Genomic DNA, 14,965 nt, shown 5'->3' with positions numbered 1-14,965 from the left:
CTTGTTAGATATCGGCTTCGGCTTCGTTGCCGTGCTCTTCGATCCAGGCGCGGCGCGATGCGGCTTCGCCTTTGCCCATCAGCATGTGGAAGCGCGCTTCGGAGTCCGTCACGTCCAGCGCGCCGAGCGTGATCGGCAGCAGGCGGCGGGTATCGGGGTTCATCGTGGTTTCCCACAATTGTTCGGCATTCATTTCGCCCAGACCCTTGAAGCGCGCAATGCTCCAGGCGCCATCCTTGATGCCTTCCTTGCGCAGCTTGTCTTCAATTGCGGTCAGTTCGCCATCGTCGAGCGCATAGATTTTCTGGGCCGGTTTCTTGCCGCGCGCCGGCGCATCGATTCGGAACAGGGGCGGGCGCGCCACGCAAATGTGGCCGCGGTCGATCAGCTGCGGAAAATGGCGGAAAAACAGCGTCAGCAGCAGCACCTGAATATGCGAGCCATCGACGTCGGCGTCGGACAAAATGCAGATCTTGCCATAGCGCAGGCTGCTGAAATCGATCGCATCGTTTCTGCCATGCGGATCGACGCCGATTGCCACTGCGATATCGTGAATTTCGTTGTTCGCAAACAGGCGGTCGCGCTCGGTTTCCCACGCGTTCAAGACCTTGCCGCGCAAGGGCAGAATCGCCTGGAATTCCTTGTCGCGCCCCATCTTGGCCGAGCCGCCGGCGGAATCGCCTTCGACCAGGAAGATTTCATTGCGCGCAATGTCGGAGGATTCGCAATCGGTCAATTTGCCCGGCAGCACTGCCACGCCGGAGGATTTCCTTTTCTCGACTTTTTGGGCCGAGCGCAGCCGCGATTGCGCTTGTTTGATCACCAGTTCCGCCAGTTTTTTGCCGTACTCGACGTGATGATTGAGCCACAACTCCAGCGCCGGTTTGGTGAAGCTCGACACCAGCTTGACGGCGTCGCGGGAATTCAACCGTTCCTTGATCTGGCCCTGGAATTGCGGATCGAGCACCTTGGCCGACAGCACGAAGGAGACCCGGGCGAACACGTCTTCCGGCAACAGCTTGACGCCTTTCGGCAGCAGCGAATGCATGTCGACGAAGCTTTTCACCGCGCCATACAGGCCTTCGCGCAAGCCCGATTCGTGGGTGCCGCCGGCCGGAGTCGGGATCAGATTCACATACGATTCGCGCACCACGCTGCCGTCTTCGGTCCAGGCTACCACCCAGCTCGCGCCTTCGCCTTCGGCAAATCCTTCTGTGTCGCTGCTCGCATGTTGCGCGTCTTCAAACAGCGGGATCAGGGTTTCGCCGCTGGAAGTTTGCGCCAGCGATTCCATCAGGTAGCCGCGCAAGCCCTGGTCGTATTGCCAGGTTTGACTGTCGCCGGTCTTGGCGTTGTCCAGCGTGACTTTGACGCCCGGCAGCAGCACCGCTTTCGAGCGCAGCAAGCGCTGCAAGTCGGCCAGCGCGATGTTGGGAGAATCGAAATACTTGGGATTGGGCCAGACGGTGACGCGGGTGCCGGATTTTTTCCCTTCGCGAAAGGCCGGACGCGATGTCAGCGGCTCGATCACGTCGCCGTCGGCAAACGCCATCTGATGCACGCCGTTGCCTTGATCATCCTTGCGCCAGACCGTGATTTCCAGCCGGGACGACAGCGCGTTGGTGACCGATACGCCGACCCCGTGCAAGCCGCCCGAGAACGCATACGCGCCGCCGCTGCCCTTGTCGAATTTGCCGCCAGCGTGCAGCCGGGTGAATACGATTTCGACGGTCGGCACGTTTTCTTCCGGATGCAGTCCGACCGGGATGCCGCGGCCATCGTCTTCGACGCTGACGCTGCCGTCGGCATTGATGGTGACTTGAATGGTCTTACTGAAGCCGCCCAGCGCTTCATCGGAAGCATTGTCGATGACTTCCTGCACGATGTGCATCGGGTTTTCGGTGCGGGTGTACATGCCCGGGCGCTGTTTGACAGGTTCCAGGCCTTTCAGCACGCGGATGGAGGATTCGTTGTATTCGGATTGTTTAGTTGCCATGCGGTGGGCGATGCTTTTTAAAGGCTGAAATGGTGCGGGATTATAAGTGGGTAGGGCGCAATAAGCGCAGCCCTTGCAGGGCGCATATCCGCCTGCAAGCGGATATCGTTCCACAGGCGCGGGGCACTGCCCCACGAAACCCCTGCTTCACCATTGCGCCGCATGAATGCGGTCACTTGCTCAACAGGCGCATTCCGCGTTCCAGGCCGTCGATGGTGAGCGCGAACATGCGGTTGCTCATCAACTGCTGCATGATGTCGACCGATTGGCGGTATTGCCATAAGCCTTCCGGTTCCGGGTTGAGCCAGATGAATTTCGGGAAGGCCTGGGTGAAGCGCTGCAGCCAGGCTGCGCCGGCTTCGGCGTTATTGTATTCGACCGAGCCGCCCGGTTGCAGGATTTCATATGGGCTCATGGTGGCGTCGCCGACGAAAATCAGCTTGGTGTCGGCCGGGTATTTGCGCAGGATATCCCAGGTCGGGAAGCGTTCCGCGTGGCGGCGATGGTTGTTTTTCCACAGAAAATCGTAGACGCAATTATGGAAATAAAAGAATTCCATGTTCTTGAATTCGGTTTTGGCCGCCGAAAACAGTTCTTCGGTGCGCGCAATATGGTCGTCCATGGTGCCTCCGACATCCAGCAGCATCAGTACCTTGATATTGTTTTTGCGTTCCGGCTGCATCCGGATGTCGAGAAAGCCGGCATTGTTGGCGGTGGCGCGGATGGTGGCGTCCAGCGCCAGTTCTTCCTCGGCCCCTTGGCGGGCGAATTTGCGCAGCCGCCGCAGTGCGACCTTGATGTTGCGGGTGCCGAGTTCGCGCTCGCTGTCGTAATCGCGATAGGCGCGCGCTTCCCACACTTTGACCGCAGTGCGGTTGCGACTTTCGCCGCCGATGCGGATGCCTTCCGGATTGGTGCCGCTGTGGCCGAACGGCGACGTGCCGCCGGTGCCGATCCATTTGTTGCCGCCTTCGTGGCGCTCCTTTTGCTCGTTGAGCAAATCCTTCAGCCGATCCATCAGCTTGTCGTAGCCGAACTTCTCGATTGCCGCTTTCTGCTCCGGCGTCAATTCGCGCGCCATGCGTTTCATCAGCCAATCGAGCGGGATCTCGGCATTTTTCTCGAAAATCGTGTGGATGCCTTTGAAATACAATCCGAAAGCCTGATCGAATTTGTCGTAATGCGCTTCGTCCTTGACCAGCGTGGTGCGTGACAGATAGTAGAAATCGTCGACCGAAGTGCCGATCACGCCTTTTTGCAGCGCTTCCAGCAACAGCAGGAATTCCTTGATCGACACCGGAATTTTGGCGTCTTTCAGCGTAAAGAAAAAATCAATCAGCACAATAATCCTAGAAACCGCAGCGTCGCGTGCGTACCTGTGAGCGAAATTGGCATGTGTGTGGGCATGTACATTGGGAATAAGTATACTACTTGATGTATTTTTAGTTACTGCATGTAAATTATGCGGTAATAGCATGCTTTATGTACATACTCCCCTATATTTTATTAACGGTTGGTGCGCGACATGTATACTAAGCGTTCGAATAAATGCACGTCTTGCTCATTTTTGAGCAATGCGCCATGCAGCGGCGGCACGATCGTTTTGGCATCCTTGCTGTGCAGCGCGTGCGGCGGGATATCTTCGGCCAGCAGCAGTTTGAGCCAATCCAGCAATTCCGAGGTGGACGGTTTCTTCTTCAGGCCCGGCACATCGCGCACTTCATAAAAGGTTTGCAGCGCTTGCGCCAGCAAATCTTTTTTGAGCGCAGGGAAGTGCACATCGACAATTTGCTGCATCGTATCCTTGTCGGGGAACTTGATGTAGTGGAAAAAGCAGCGGCGCAAGAAGGCATCCGGCAATTCCTTTTCGTTGTTCGAGGTGATGATCACCAGCGGCCGGTGTATCGCGCGCACCATTTCGCGCGTCTCATAGACGTAAAATTCCATGCGATCGAGTTCGCGCAGCAGATCGTTGGGGAACTCGATGTCGGCTTTGTCGATCTCGTCGATCAGCAACACCACCGGCCGGTCGGCGCTGAAGGCTTGCCACAGCACGCCCTTGACGATGTAGTTGTGGATGTCGCGCACGCGCTCGTCGCCCAGTTGCGAATCGCGCAGGCGCGACACCGCGTCGTACTCATATAATCCCTGCTGCGCCTTGGTGGTCGATTTGATGTGCCACTGCAACAAGGGCATATCCAGCGCGGCGGCAACTTCTTCCGCCAGCATGGTTTTTCCGGTGCCCGGCTCGCCTTTGATCAGCAGCGGGCGTTGCAGTGTCAGGGCCGCATTGACGGCCAGTTTCAGGTCGTCGGTGGCGACGTAGCTTTGGGAACCTTCGAAGCGGTTGTTGTGTCGCATAGCCTTATGTCATCAGAATGAAATCGGATTTCAGTATAAGGGAGAATCGAATGCCCCTGCCAAGGCGTCATGAAACAGCGCTAAAGCTGCACCATCGTGGGTGGCATTGAGAAGATCCCTTCCTGCGTTTTAAATTTGCACAAGTTGCCATATTGAACAATTCAAAGCACCAGTAAAAGCGAACTAAGAATATGAAAGTAACATTGCTAAAAATCAGGGTGATGTGGCGCCGGTTTCGCCACGGCGCCGATCATCTGGCACAAAACCCGTCCCAATTTCAGCATCGGGTGGAAACCCTGATGCATCGGGCCAACCCGGACGCGCCCTGGCAAGAACGCGCCAATTGGCTGATGGATATCGCCGCCTTTGTAGGGGCCCGGCATGTCGTGCCCCTGCAATCCAAAACGGTCTGGCGCAGCGTCAAGAATCAGCGCTTGCTGTATTTGCTGGACTGGCTTGATGCGCATCGCGAAGAACGCCGCCTGGTGCGGCTGACTTTGCAAAAAAGTTTGCGCGAGGCTGCCGGCCCCGAGCTTTTTTGCGCTACCGGCTTGCCTGGCAAGCTAGCTTTCTTCGGCGAATTGTATGAACACCTGGTAAGCAAACTGCTGCCGGCGATGCCCACCAGGATGGATCTGTCGCACCTGATCACCGCCATGTTCCCCGATCCTGCCGACGCCCTGTGGTTATCGGAGCTCGATGCGGACACATTGACGCGGATCTGGAAATTGTGCGGCGACGACGGCATTAATCATACTTATGCGCAACAAATCGACGAAGCACTGACCCACTTGGTAACGGATGTGGTGGCCACCGGCATCAGCGCCGACTTCCGGCATCGGATTTTGCCCCGCACGCCGCTGTCGGCGACGCCGTTCATGGCGCTTCGGCGCGAGCTGGAAGTTTATCTGATGGCGCACCAGCAGGACCGCTCGGTATTGCGCAGCGTGCGCATGCTGATTGCCGTCTGCCAGGCCCAGACCGACAAGATCTATGCCCATCTGGACGAGTTCGGCGTCTCGGTCGGGTTGGTCTACAGCGTCGAGCGCATGCGGGCGCAACTGGCGCGCATGTCGCGTCTGATCGAGATGCGCTCGGCTGCCGCCGATGCGGCGCAAGGTGCCGGACAGATGCAGGCGCTGCTGGTTGATCTGATCAATGCGTATCATAAAAAATCATCACTGTCCGGCCTGTTCAAACGCAGTTTTTCCTTGTTGGCCAGAAAGATGGTCGAGCGCAATACAGATCGCGGCGAGAAATATGGTGAGCAATACAGCGCGCGCGACAAAGCGGCCTACCGCGCCATACGGCAGTGCGCCTACCGCGGCGGCGTGGTGCTTGCGTTTACCGTTTGCATCAAATTTTTGCTGGCTGGCATCGGCTTGGCGGGTTTTTTTGTCGGCCTGTTCGCATCCCTGAATTATGCATTGAGCTTCATCCTGATCCAGGCCGTGGGCGGCGTTCTTGCGGCCAAGCAGCCGGCAGTTACCGCCCCGGCGCTGGCTGCCAAAATGGGTCAGCTCGACAGCGCCGATAGCCTGCGTGCGCTGGCGCAGGAAATTGTCTTGGTGCTGCGCGCGCAATCGGCTGCCATCTTCGGCAATCTGATGGCGGTGATCCCTGCCATGGTCGTGATATCGATCGGCGTAGCGCTGTTTTCCGGCGCGCCCATCCTGAGGCCGGACAAGGCACAGGCCAGCCTGCAATCCTTGTCCGCGCTAGGCCCAACCCCACTGTACGCCGCGCTGACCGGAGTCTTGCTGTGGCTGGCCAGTCTGGCGGCAGGTTATGCCGACAACTGGTTCGCGTTGCGTCGATTGCGCGAATCGCTGACTTATCAGCGCCGCCTGGTGCATGTTGTGGGCGCTGCCCGTGCCGCACGTTTCGCCTTGTGGCTTGAACAACACATTGCTGGCGTGGCCGGCAACCTCGCCATCGGCGTACTGCTGGGGATGACGCCGGTACTGGCGCAATTTTTCGGGCTGCCGCTGGATGTGCGGCACGTCACGCTGTCGACCGGCACGCTGACGGCCGCCGTGGCGAGCCTGGGATGGCAGACTGTGCTGTCGAGCCAATTCTGGCTGGCGGCCGCGGGCGTGGCGAGCATTGGCGCACTGAATGTGGGCGTCGCTTTCAGCTGCGCTCTGGCGCTTGCAATGCGGGCGCGCAACGTCCCGGCGCGCGTGCGGCGCATGGTGTTGCGGATGGTCTGGCGACGCTTCAGCGCCGCGCCTCTGGCATTTTTATTGCCGACTAGGGGTGCCGAGCAGCAAACTTCACAATCGGTGATAATCACCCGGGGAACAAATGGCGAATAATCAAAAAATTAACAACCATACCGTTCTTAATATGCCGACAGGAGACCGTTGATGTTCGGCGTAAATATAAAAAATTCTTCGGGTGATATAAACATGAATAGTGTGCGCAGAGCCATCATCATCTGCCGCACATCCGAATAATATCTGCGTATTTCCTACCCTTATTATTATGAAAAAATTCTTCGCACTTCTCGCACTGGCGGGTGTTGCCCACGGTGTTGCAGCCGCGGGTCTGGTTGGTGATCCGAAGGCAGCCGAAAACAAGATTGCCATGTGTATCGGATGCCACGGCATTCCCGGCTACCGGACTGCTTTTCCCGATGTATATCAAGTCCCGATGATTGGCGGCCAATCGCAGAAATACCTTGAAAATGCGCTGACCCAATATCGAAAAGGCGAACGCAAGCACCCGTCGATGCGCGGTGTTGCAGGCAGCTTGTCGGATCAGGATATCGCCGATCTGGCCGCGTACTATGCACAGCAGAAATAACCGGAGCCCACTATGAAAACCACTCTTTCTTTGGCGCTGGTGTTCGCTTCGGCACTGACTTGTTCCAGCGTTTTCGCGGCCGACGATATCGCTGCCGGCAAGGCCCTGACTGCAAAATATTCTTGCGCCGCCTGTCATGGTGCGAATTTCAATTCGCCGATCGATCCGAGCTACCCCAAATTGGCCGGACAGCAGAAGAGCTATCTGGAGTACGCGCTGGTAGGCTACAAGCGCGGCAGCGAAAGCCCCAACGGCCGCGGCAACGCGATCATGGGCGGGCAAGTCAAACCTTTGTCGCGTCAGGACATCAAAAATATCGCAGCGTATCTGCACAGCCTGCCAGGCTCGCTGGTGTTGCGCAAATAGATGCAATTGAGTGCAATCGCGCGCGCGACACAAAAAACCACGGATGCCGTGGTTTTTTTACGCCCTCAAATAGTGTTGGTCGGTGCTGGTTGGCGCCGGCTGGCGCTCGTTAGCGGTTACGACGGATGCAGTCCAGATAGGCGGCGGCATCCGGCGGCAAGCCGCTGCGTTGCGCGCTCCAGATCATCTCGCCGAGACATTCCATCAACTGATGATGCGCCGCATGTTCGTCGCCCAGGCGCTGCGCCAATGCCTGAAAGGCGGCGCGGATGCCCGGCGGTTGGTCGATCGACAGCTGTTCGGCGATCGACAGATGCATCGACAAATGCAGGAAGGGATTGCTCTGGCCGTTTTCGACTGAATAGTCGGCCGCCAGCGCCGCCTCCGGATCGGCCAGCGCGCTGGCATATTCGGGATGCTGCACGATCCAGTCGGCCGCAATAGCTTCCAGCGGAGTCAGGATTTCATTGGCACGCCGCTTGCGCGCGGTTTCGCAAAAAAAGCGTCGTACGTCTTGCTGGCTGGGATTGAACATCGGGTCGGTTGAAAAAGGGAATGCCGCATTGTAAATCTTTCGTCGCCCGGCCGGACAAACGTTGTCTGACCGAAGTTGGGGTAAAAAACTATCGCCAAACAGTGCCGACGCGATGCGAAGTTTTCACTGAAAAATTTGATGACGTCATGGATATATTTGTTTTAGTCAAATATCTAACATATATTAGTTGTAGCCTTTTGGAGGACAAGACATGGGAAACACCACAATATTGGAAGGTCTCGTTATAGCGACGACTGAAAAGGGGCGCGTATGAGCGGCACCTTCAATGATCATTTCGCCTCTGTAGCGCAACATTATGCGAACAGCCGCCCAAGCTATCCGCCGGCGCTCTTCGACTGGCTGGCCAGTCAGTGTGCGGCACACGAGCTGGCCTGGGATTGCGGGGCGGGTAGCGGACAGGCGTCGGTGCAGCTGGGCCGACATTTTCAGCGTGTTCTCGCCACCGACGCCAGCGCAGCGCAGATCGCGCAAGCCGTTGCGCATCCTCGGGTCGAATACCGGGTGGCCCCGGCGGAAAACTGCGGCCTCGCCGATCACTGTGCGGATCTGGTCGTGGTGGCCCAGGCCCTGCACTGGTTCAACCTCGACAGCTTCTACGCAGAAGTCGCCCGGGTGCAGAAGCCAGACGGGCTGATTGCCGCCTGGAGCTACGGCGTGCTGCAAGTCGAAGGCGAAGAGATCGACACCATCGTCCAGCGCTTTTATTACGACGAAGTCGGTTCCTACTGGCCACCGGAACGGCGTCACGTCGAGAATGGCTACCGGGAACTGGCCTTCCCGTTTCGCCCCATAGCCGCCCCGGCTCCCGCATTTGCCATGGGTGTTTGCTGGAGTCTGGAGCAGCTGCTGGGCTATCTGCGCAGTTGGTCAGCCACGGCCAGGTTCATCAAGACGCACGGGTTCGATCCGGTCAGCGCACTTGAACCGCGTCTTCGCGCGCACTGGGGAGGTGAAGACCGCTTGCGCAGCGTCCAATGGCCTCTGTCCATATTGATCGGCAGCAGCAATATCGGCCCCCGATAGCTTTAAAAATGGCGGCCATAATCAGCGTTGCTCTGGATGTACTATCTAGAATATCGAGCGCTTATTTTTTGAATGGAATTGCATGCTAAACAATCTGACCCAGGATACGTTGTTTAATAACGCCCGTACCCAAAATGTCTGGACCGATCGGCCAGTGACCGACGCACAGTTGCGCCATATTTACGATCTGATGAAATGGGGCCCGACTTCGGCCAACTGCTCTCCTGCGCGCATCGTGTTTGTCAAAACAGCGGCAGCCAAGGAAAAACTCTTGCCCTGCATGGGGGCGGGCAATCAGGAAAAAACCGGAACCGCTCCGGTGACCGCCATCATTGGCATGGACATGGAATTTTATGAGAAATTGCCTGCGTTGTTCCCGCATGCAGACGCCAAATCCTGGTTCGTCGGCAACCAGTCGCTGATTGAGGCGACCGCGTTCCGGAATTCTTCGCTGCAGGGTGGCTATTTCATCATGGCGGCGCGCGCCATCGGCCTCGATTGCGGCCCGATGTCCGGCTTTGATGCGGAAAAGATCAATCAGGCATTTTTCGCGGGAACCACGGTCAAGGTCAACTTCGTGTGCAATCTGGGCTATGGCGATGCGGAAAAATTATTCCCGCGCTCTCCACGCTTGCCATTTGCCGATGCGTGCAAAATCGTTTGATGGATTCCAGGATGCAGCCGGCCAGTCTCAAACGGACTGCAGCGGATTTTTTACTACGCCAATTTAAAAATACAGAGGGAGTATGATTAATAACACCACGTTTTCCGCATAATTTTATTGGTTTTATTGAAAATACATACATCTGTATATTTTTGAAGGCGATTTTCTGTCAGCGGCTCGGAGCTTGCCGCGGCGAGCGTCAAAGCCCCGAGTCAAGCTCCTTTAGGCGTGGGCGTTTTCGACTTGTAATCGCACAAATCGGCAATCAGGCAGTTCCAGCATTGCGGATTGCGCGCGGTGCACGTGTAGCGGCCGTGCAGGATCAGCCAGTGATGCGCATCCAGCATGAATTCCTTCGAAATGACTTTCAATAATTTTTGCTCAACCTCATCGACATTCTTGCCGGGCGCTATGCCGGTGCGGTTCGACACCCTGAAAATGTGGGTATCGACCGCCATGGTCGGCTGCCCGAATGCGGTGTTCAGCACCACGTTGGCGGTTTTGCGCCCAACGCCCGGAAGCGCTTGCAATGCTTCCCGCGTGCATGGCACTTTGCCGCCGTGGTCGGCCAGCAGCAGGCGACATGTTTCGATCACATTTTTGGCCTTGGTGCGGTACAGTCCGATGGATTGAATATAGGGAATTAATTCGTCAACGCCGAGTGCGTAAATTGATTGCGCAGTATTGGCCACGGGGAACAATATGCGCGTCGCCTTGTTGACTGAAACGTCGGTCGCTTGCGCTGAAAGCATGACAGCAATCAACAGCTCGAAAGGTGTGCTGTATTCCAGTTCCGTGGTTGGGTGCGGGTTGGCGTTACGAAAGCGGGTAAAAATTTCACGGCGTTTTAGGGTATTCATCAATTTTTTGGTGGTGTCGATCGAGCGCTATCTGCATTTGCTGCTGCAGCCATTTCTTCTTTCTTTTTTTGTGCCCGTGCGATGGCGGCCTGGATGATGGCCTTCTTCCTGGCTTGTTCGACCTTTTCCTGCTCGGTGACGCTCAATTCGGCTTCCACGCTTTTTAGTTTTGTATCTGCCTTGGCCGCGAGCCGGGCGTCGTTTTCTGCTTTTTCACGCCGCAAGCGATTGGTTCGGAAGTCATGGCGCGCACGTGCGGCATCGGCCTGCGCTTGCGACCAGGCGTTCCAGCCGGTGCGGGCGCCGGTGACATTGACCATTGCAATGCAATCGACCGGGCACGGCGCAACGCACAAATCGCAGCCGGTGCACTGCTCCGGCAATACGGTATGCATCTGTTTGGCAGCCCCGACGATCGCATCCACCGGGCAAGCCTGGATGCATAAAGTGCAACCGATGCACAGCGCTTCATCAATTACAGCAACCGGACGCGGCCGTTCCAGGCCGTTGGCCGGATTGAGCGCAATTGCCGGTTTGCCGAGCAATTGCGCCAGCCGGCGGACGCCTTCGGCGCCACCCGGCGGGCATTGGTTAATATCGGCGGTGCCGCTGGCAATCGCTTCTGCATAAGGACGACAGGCGGGATAACCGCATTTAGTGCACTGGGTTTGCGGCAGGATATCTTCGATTAGATCCGCGAGTGATTTGGAGGCTGGCTTCGACACGGCAGGTTTCAATGGCATAAAACGTCATTATCGGACAAACGCCGACAGCTTCAAATAAAAAAGCCGTTTCCTCGTATAAGGAAACGGCTTTTCTGATTTGCTAACCTTTGCTGCCGGTTAGCCGATTGCAGTATTAGCCATGTGTTGTAATGAATTCGGCAATTTTTGGATAAACTATTTCGCGCCAGCGACGACCTGAAAAAATCCCAAAATGACCGCAATCCGGGGCTACGAATTCCAGTCGCATCGACTCCGGAATCCCGCTGCACAATTCTTGCGTTGCCTTGGTCTGGCCGGCGCCGGAGATATCGTCCAGTTCGCCTTCGACCGTGAACAAGGCAACCGTTTTGATGTCTTGCGGACGGACCAGTTTTCCTTCGACTTCCCAGGTGCCTAGCGGCAAACTGAACTCCTGGAAAACGGTTTTGATGGTATCCAGGTAGTACTCGGCCGGCATATCCAGCACAGCATTGTATTCATCGTAGAATTTTCGATGATTCTCAGTCGAGCTGTTGTCGCCCTTTACCAGATCCATATAAAAATCCCAGTGGCTTTGCGCGTGCCGCTCAGGATTCATCGCAACAAATCCGGCATGTTGTAAGAAGCCCGGATAAACCCTGCGGCCAGAGCCCGGATAGTTTTGCGGCACGCTGTAGATCACCGTATTTTCAAACCAGGAAAATTTCTTTTCGGTTGCCAGGTTGTCGACGCTGGTTGGAGATTTCCGGGCATCTATCGGTCCGCCCATCATGGTCATGGTCTTGGGCAATAACGGATCATTTGCGGTTGCCATTAACGCGATGGCGGCAAGCACAGGCACCGTTGGCTGACAGACTGAAATTACATGCAGGTCAGGGCTCAATAGCCGGATGAAGTCCTGCACATAATAAATATAGTCATGCAAATGGAATGGACCGTCGGAGAGCGGCACCATGCGCGCATCGATCCAGTCGGTGATGTAGACATCGTGTGCTTCTGACAGTTTCTGCGCTGTGTCGCGCAGCAAAGTGGAGTGATGCCCCGATAGCGGCGCTACCAACAACACTTTCGGCTGTTTTAATGCAGCGATTTCCTTGTCATTCAGATCTTTTTTGAAATGAATCAGCTGGCAAAAAGATTTTTTTTCTGCGATTTCATCAAGAATATCGACTAGTTTGCCATTGATTAAGACTGGATCAAGTTTGAATTCTGGCTTCTTGTAATCTTTACCGATGCGAAACATCAATTCGTAGCCAGCAGCGAGGCGTTGAGAGAAGGGCGTATGCGCTAACGGCGAAATGGGATTTGATAAAAGTTTGACAGATGTTTCCGCCCATTGTGTAAGTGGACCCAGGAAAGAGCGTCGCATTTCGTGAAGTTCGTAAAGCATAGATCGCCTTGTTAGTTAGTTATCGCCAATATATGAGCCAATTAAAACTGCTCACTACACTCAACTGTTGGTTTGAGTTAAATTTTGGCAAGTGTACCGCGGATTCATGCACGAAGTGCAACCGGCCACTCGATTCACAGCGCAAATGCATCAAATTGTCAATGTTTCTAAGCCAACAACTTCGCCCAGGTAGCGATCAGGAACTGCTGCGTAGAATCGTTTCTTCGCAATACTGCGCTTGATGGAGGTATCTTGCACCAAAAGATGGATGGTGGTTTTTCGGATGGCATTGAAATTTCTAGAGTCGTGATTGGTCTGACCTCGACTGGCATCTGACGCCAGCCGGATGCTGATGATGTCTGTGCTTCTGGTCCGATTGCGACGCCTGATATTCAAGCCACTTAATAAGTACAGATAAATAGTGGGAGTATAAGAATAAATACTTATGATACCGCTTATAAATATGGCGTAGTTAAAAATACAGTCATGTGTATTTCTGGCGTCAGAATCTTCCGCGCGATGTGCCGCTGGTCATAATCGATATTCTCGAACGTCGGTAAAATAAATAAAAAGGGCGTTATTTTTCATAATAAGCGCATTGCAGGCACATGAAAAATCACAAGCAACACATCGACTTATCGACGCGCATAAGCGGCCCATCGTCGCCAGGATCATGATGCAATCGGCACCCAGGCAGCTAGCGCAACAGGAATGTGACCTTTTGATCGTCGGCGGCGGCATCAATGGCGCGGGCATTGCACGTGATGCGGCAGGCCGCGGCTTGCGCGTGATTCTGTGCGAGCAGCACGACCTGGCCCAGCATACCTCGTCGGCCAGCACCAAACTGATACACGGCGGCTTGCGCTATCTCGAGTACTTTGAATTCAAGTTGGTGCGCAAGGCATTGCAGGAACGCGAAGTGCTGTTGCGCGCCGCGCCGCACATCATGCGGCCGCTGCGTTTCGTGATGCCGCACGATGCCGGACAGCGGCCGGCCTGGATGATACGTGCCGGATTGTTCCTGTATGACCATCTGGCGCGCCGCGAATTCCTGCCGGCATCGGAAGGCGTGTCGCTGCGCCAGCACGTCGCGGGTGCGCCGCTGAAGGGTAATTACCGCAAGGGTTTTGTGTATTCGGACGGCTGGGTCGACGATGCGCGGTTGGTGGTGCTCAATGCACTGGACGCCAGCGAACGCGGCGTCAACATCCTGACCCGTACCAAATGCGTGGAGGTGCGGCAGGAAGACGGAGACTGGCGCGCCACGCTCGACAGCCAGCAACATGGCCGCATCGCGGTCAGCGCACGCGCCATCGTGAATGCCGCCGGCCCCTGGACTGGGCAATTCGCCAACGCAGCCTTTGGCGTCAAAAATACGCATCGGCTGCGGCTGATCAAAGGCAGCCACATCGTCGTGCCGCGCCTGTTCGATCATCCGTACGCGTATGTTTTCCAGAACCCCGACCAACGCATCATCTTCGCGATTCCGTATCAGGACGAGTTCACCCTGATCGGCACCACCGACCTGGAATATGCCGGCGATCCCGGACAGGTGGCCATTAGCGACGACGAAGTGCGCTACCTGTGCGGGATGGCCAACCGTTATTTCACCAAGCAGATTTCTGCGGCCGATGTGGTCTGGACCTATTCTGGGGTGCGGCCGCTGCTGGACGACGGCGCGCCAAACGCCTCTGCAGTGACGCGTGATTATTTGCTCGAATGCGGCGAAAACAATGCGCCCTTCCTGAATGTATGGGGCGGCAAGATCACCACTTATCGCAAGCTAGCGGAAGAAGCGCTGGCCATGCTGCTGCCGCGTCTGGGCCTCCATGCGCCGGACTGGACCTCTGCTGCACCGTTACCGGGCGGCGACCTGCAGCAAGCCGGCGTGCTGGTTGACACCTATGACTTTGCGCGTTTTTCGGAAGAATTCCATACCCAGTATCCATGGCTGCCGGGCAAACTGGCGCAACGTTATGCGCGCTGTTACGGCAGCCGCGCCAGCCGCATGCTGGGTACCGCAAAAAAATGTTCCGATCTGGGTGAGGAGTTGACGCCAGGCATGTACGAACAGGAGGCGCGCTATCTGTTTGAGGTGGAATGGGCGCGCAGTGCCGAAGACATCCTCTGGCGCAGAACCAAATGTGGCTTGTATTGCCAGCCGCAGCATGTCGCGCGTCTGCAGGAATGGCTGATGACACAGCAGTAGAACAAGCATCTTATCGAGGCTAGGGCAA

13 protein-coding genes are annotated in these 14,965 nt (G+C 56.2%); 6 read left to right on the top strand and 7 right to left on the bottom strand.

Annotation, left to right across the window (positions count from 1 at the left end):
• Positions 1-4: 4 nt before the first annotated feature.
• The 3 genes from FKCLFG_RS12250 to FKCLFG_RS12240 form a co-directional block, all read right to left on the bottom strand.
• Entirely contained in the window at positions 5-1,996 is a 1,992-nt protein-coding gene (locus FKCLFG_RS12250; RefSeq protein ID WP_472613365.1) for a DNA topoisomerase IV subunit B, read from the bottom strand.
• 172 nt (positions 1,997-2,168) lie between these two features.
• Positions 2,169-3,338, bottom strand: a complete 1,170-nt coding sequence (locus tag FKCLFG_RS12245) for a vWA domain-containing protein (RefSeq protein ID WP_472613364.1) — start codon at positions 3,336-3,338, stop codon at positions 2,169-2,171.
• A gap of 164 nt (positions 3,339-3,502) precedes the next feature.
• Positions 3,503-4,357 carry an AAA family ATPase gene (locus FKCLFG_RS12240; protein WP_472613363.1) on the bottom strand — a complete coding sequence of 285 codons (855 nt, stop codon included), beginning with the start codon at positions 4,355-4,357 and terminating at the stop codon, positions 3,503-3,505.
• 191 nt (positions 4,358-4,548) lie between these two features.
• On the opposite strand from FKCLFG_RS12240, the gene FKCLFG_RS12235 reads away from it, so the two are divergent.
• The 3 genes from FKCLFG_RS12235 to FKCLFG_RS12225 all read left to right on the top strand — a co-directional run bounded on the left by FKCLFG_RS12235 (position 4,549) and on the right by FKCLFG_RS12225 (position 7,531).
• The gene (locus FKCLFG_RS12235) at positions 4,549-6,675 is read left to right on the top strand and encodes a site-specific recombinase (protein WP_472613362.1); all 2,127 of its coding nucleotides are present in this window, start codon (positions 4,549-4,551) and stop codon (positions 6,673-6,675) included.
• A 169-nt stretch (positions 6,676-6,844) separates the two neighbouring features.
• Entirely contained in the window at positions 6,845-7,165 is a 321-nt protein-coding gene (locus FKCLFG_RS12230) for a c-type cytochrome (protein WP_472613361.1), read from the top strand.
• Positions 7,166-7,177: 12 nt separating this feature from the next.
• The gene (locus tag FKCLFG_RS12225) at positions 7,178-7,531 is read left to right on the top strand and encodes a c-type cytochrome (RefSeq protein WP_472613360.1); all 354 of its coding nucleotides are present in this window, start codon (positions 7,178-7,180) and stop codon (positions 7,529-7,531) included.
• Between the two features lie 109 nt (positions 7,532-7,640).
• On the opposite strand, the gene FKCLFG_RS12220 is transcribed toward FKCLFG_RS12225, so the two are convergent.
• Complete coding sequence (locus FKCLFG_RS12220) at positions 7,641-8,066, bottom strand: DUF1841 family protein (RefSeq protein ID WP_472613359.1); 426 nt, start codon at positions 8,064-8,066, stop codon at positions 7,641-7,643.
• 270 nt (positions 8,067-8,336) lie between these two features.
• Here FKCLFG_RS12220 and FKCLFG_RS12215 point away from each other — a divergent pair, with 270 nt between their 5' ends.
• Together FKCLFG_RS12215 and FKCLFG_RS12210 are read left to right on the top strand one after the other, a co-directional pair.
• Positions 8,337-9,110, top strand: coding sequence for a class I SAM-dependent methyltransferase (locus FKCLFG_RS12215; protein WP_472613358.1), 774 nt, complete (start codon positions 8,337-8,339; stop codon positions 9,108-9,110).
• An 82-nt stretch (positions 9,111-9,192) separates the two neighbouring features.
• On the top strand, positions 9,193-9,774 hold the full coding sequence (locus tag FKCLFG_RS12210) for a malonic semialdehyde reductase (protein ID WP_472613357.1): 582 nt from the start codon (positions 9,193-9,195) through the stop codon (positions 9,772-9,774).
• Between the two features lie 212 nt (positions 9,775-9,986).
• Here FKCLFG_RS12210 and nth read toward each other — a convergent pair whose 3' ends face one another.
• The 3 genes from nth to FKCLFG_RS12195 all read right to left on the bottom strand — a co-directional run bounded on the left by nth (position 9,987) and on the right by FKCLFG_RS12195 (position 12,728).
• The gene (gene nth, locus FKCLFG_RS12205; RefSeq protein WP_472613356.1) at positions 9,987-10,634 is read right to left on the bottom strand and encodes an endonuclease III; all 648 of its coding nucleotides are present in this window, start codon (positions 10,632-10,634) and stop codon (positions 9,987-9,989) included.
• Positions 10,634-11,377, bottom strand: a complete 744-nt coding sequence (gene rsxB, locus FKCLFG_RS12200; protein WP_472613355.1) for an electron transport complex subunit RsxB — start codon at positions 11,375-11,377, stop codon at positions 10,634-10,636. The genes nth and rsxB overlap by 1 nt, the downstream gene beginning before the upstream one ends.
• Before the next feature lie 115 nt (positions 11,378-11,492).
• The gene (locus tag FKCLFG_RS12195; RefSeq protein ID WP_472613354.1) at positions 11,493-12,728 is read right to left on the bottom strand and encodes a polyhydroxyalkanoate depolymerase; all 1,236 of its coding nucleotides are present in this window, start codon (positions 12,726-12,728) and stop codon (positions 11,493-11,495) included.
• A gap of 676 nt (positions 12,729-13,404) precedes the next feature.
• On the opposite strand from FKCLFG_RS12195, the gene glpD reads away from it, so the two are divergent.
• The gene (glpD, locus tag FKCLFG_RS12190; protein ID WP_472613353.1) at positions 13,405-14,937 is read left to right on the top strand and encodes a glycerol-3-phosphate dehydrogenase; all 1,533 of its coding nucleotides are present in this window, start codon (positions 13,405-13,407) and stop codon (positions 14,935-14,937) included.
• Positions 14,938-14,965: the final 28 nt, after the last annotated feature.

Source organism: Gelidimonas denitrificans (assembly GCF_055694065.1).
Note: the sequence above shows the minus strand (reverse complement) of the source record. Positions and strands in the feature narration are given on the sequence as shown.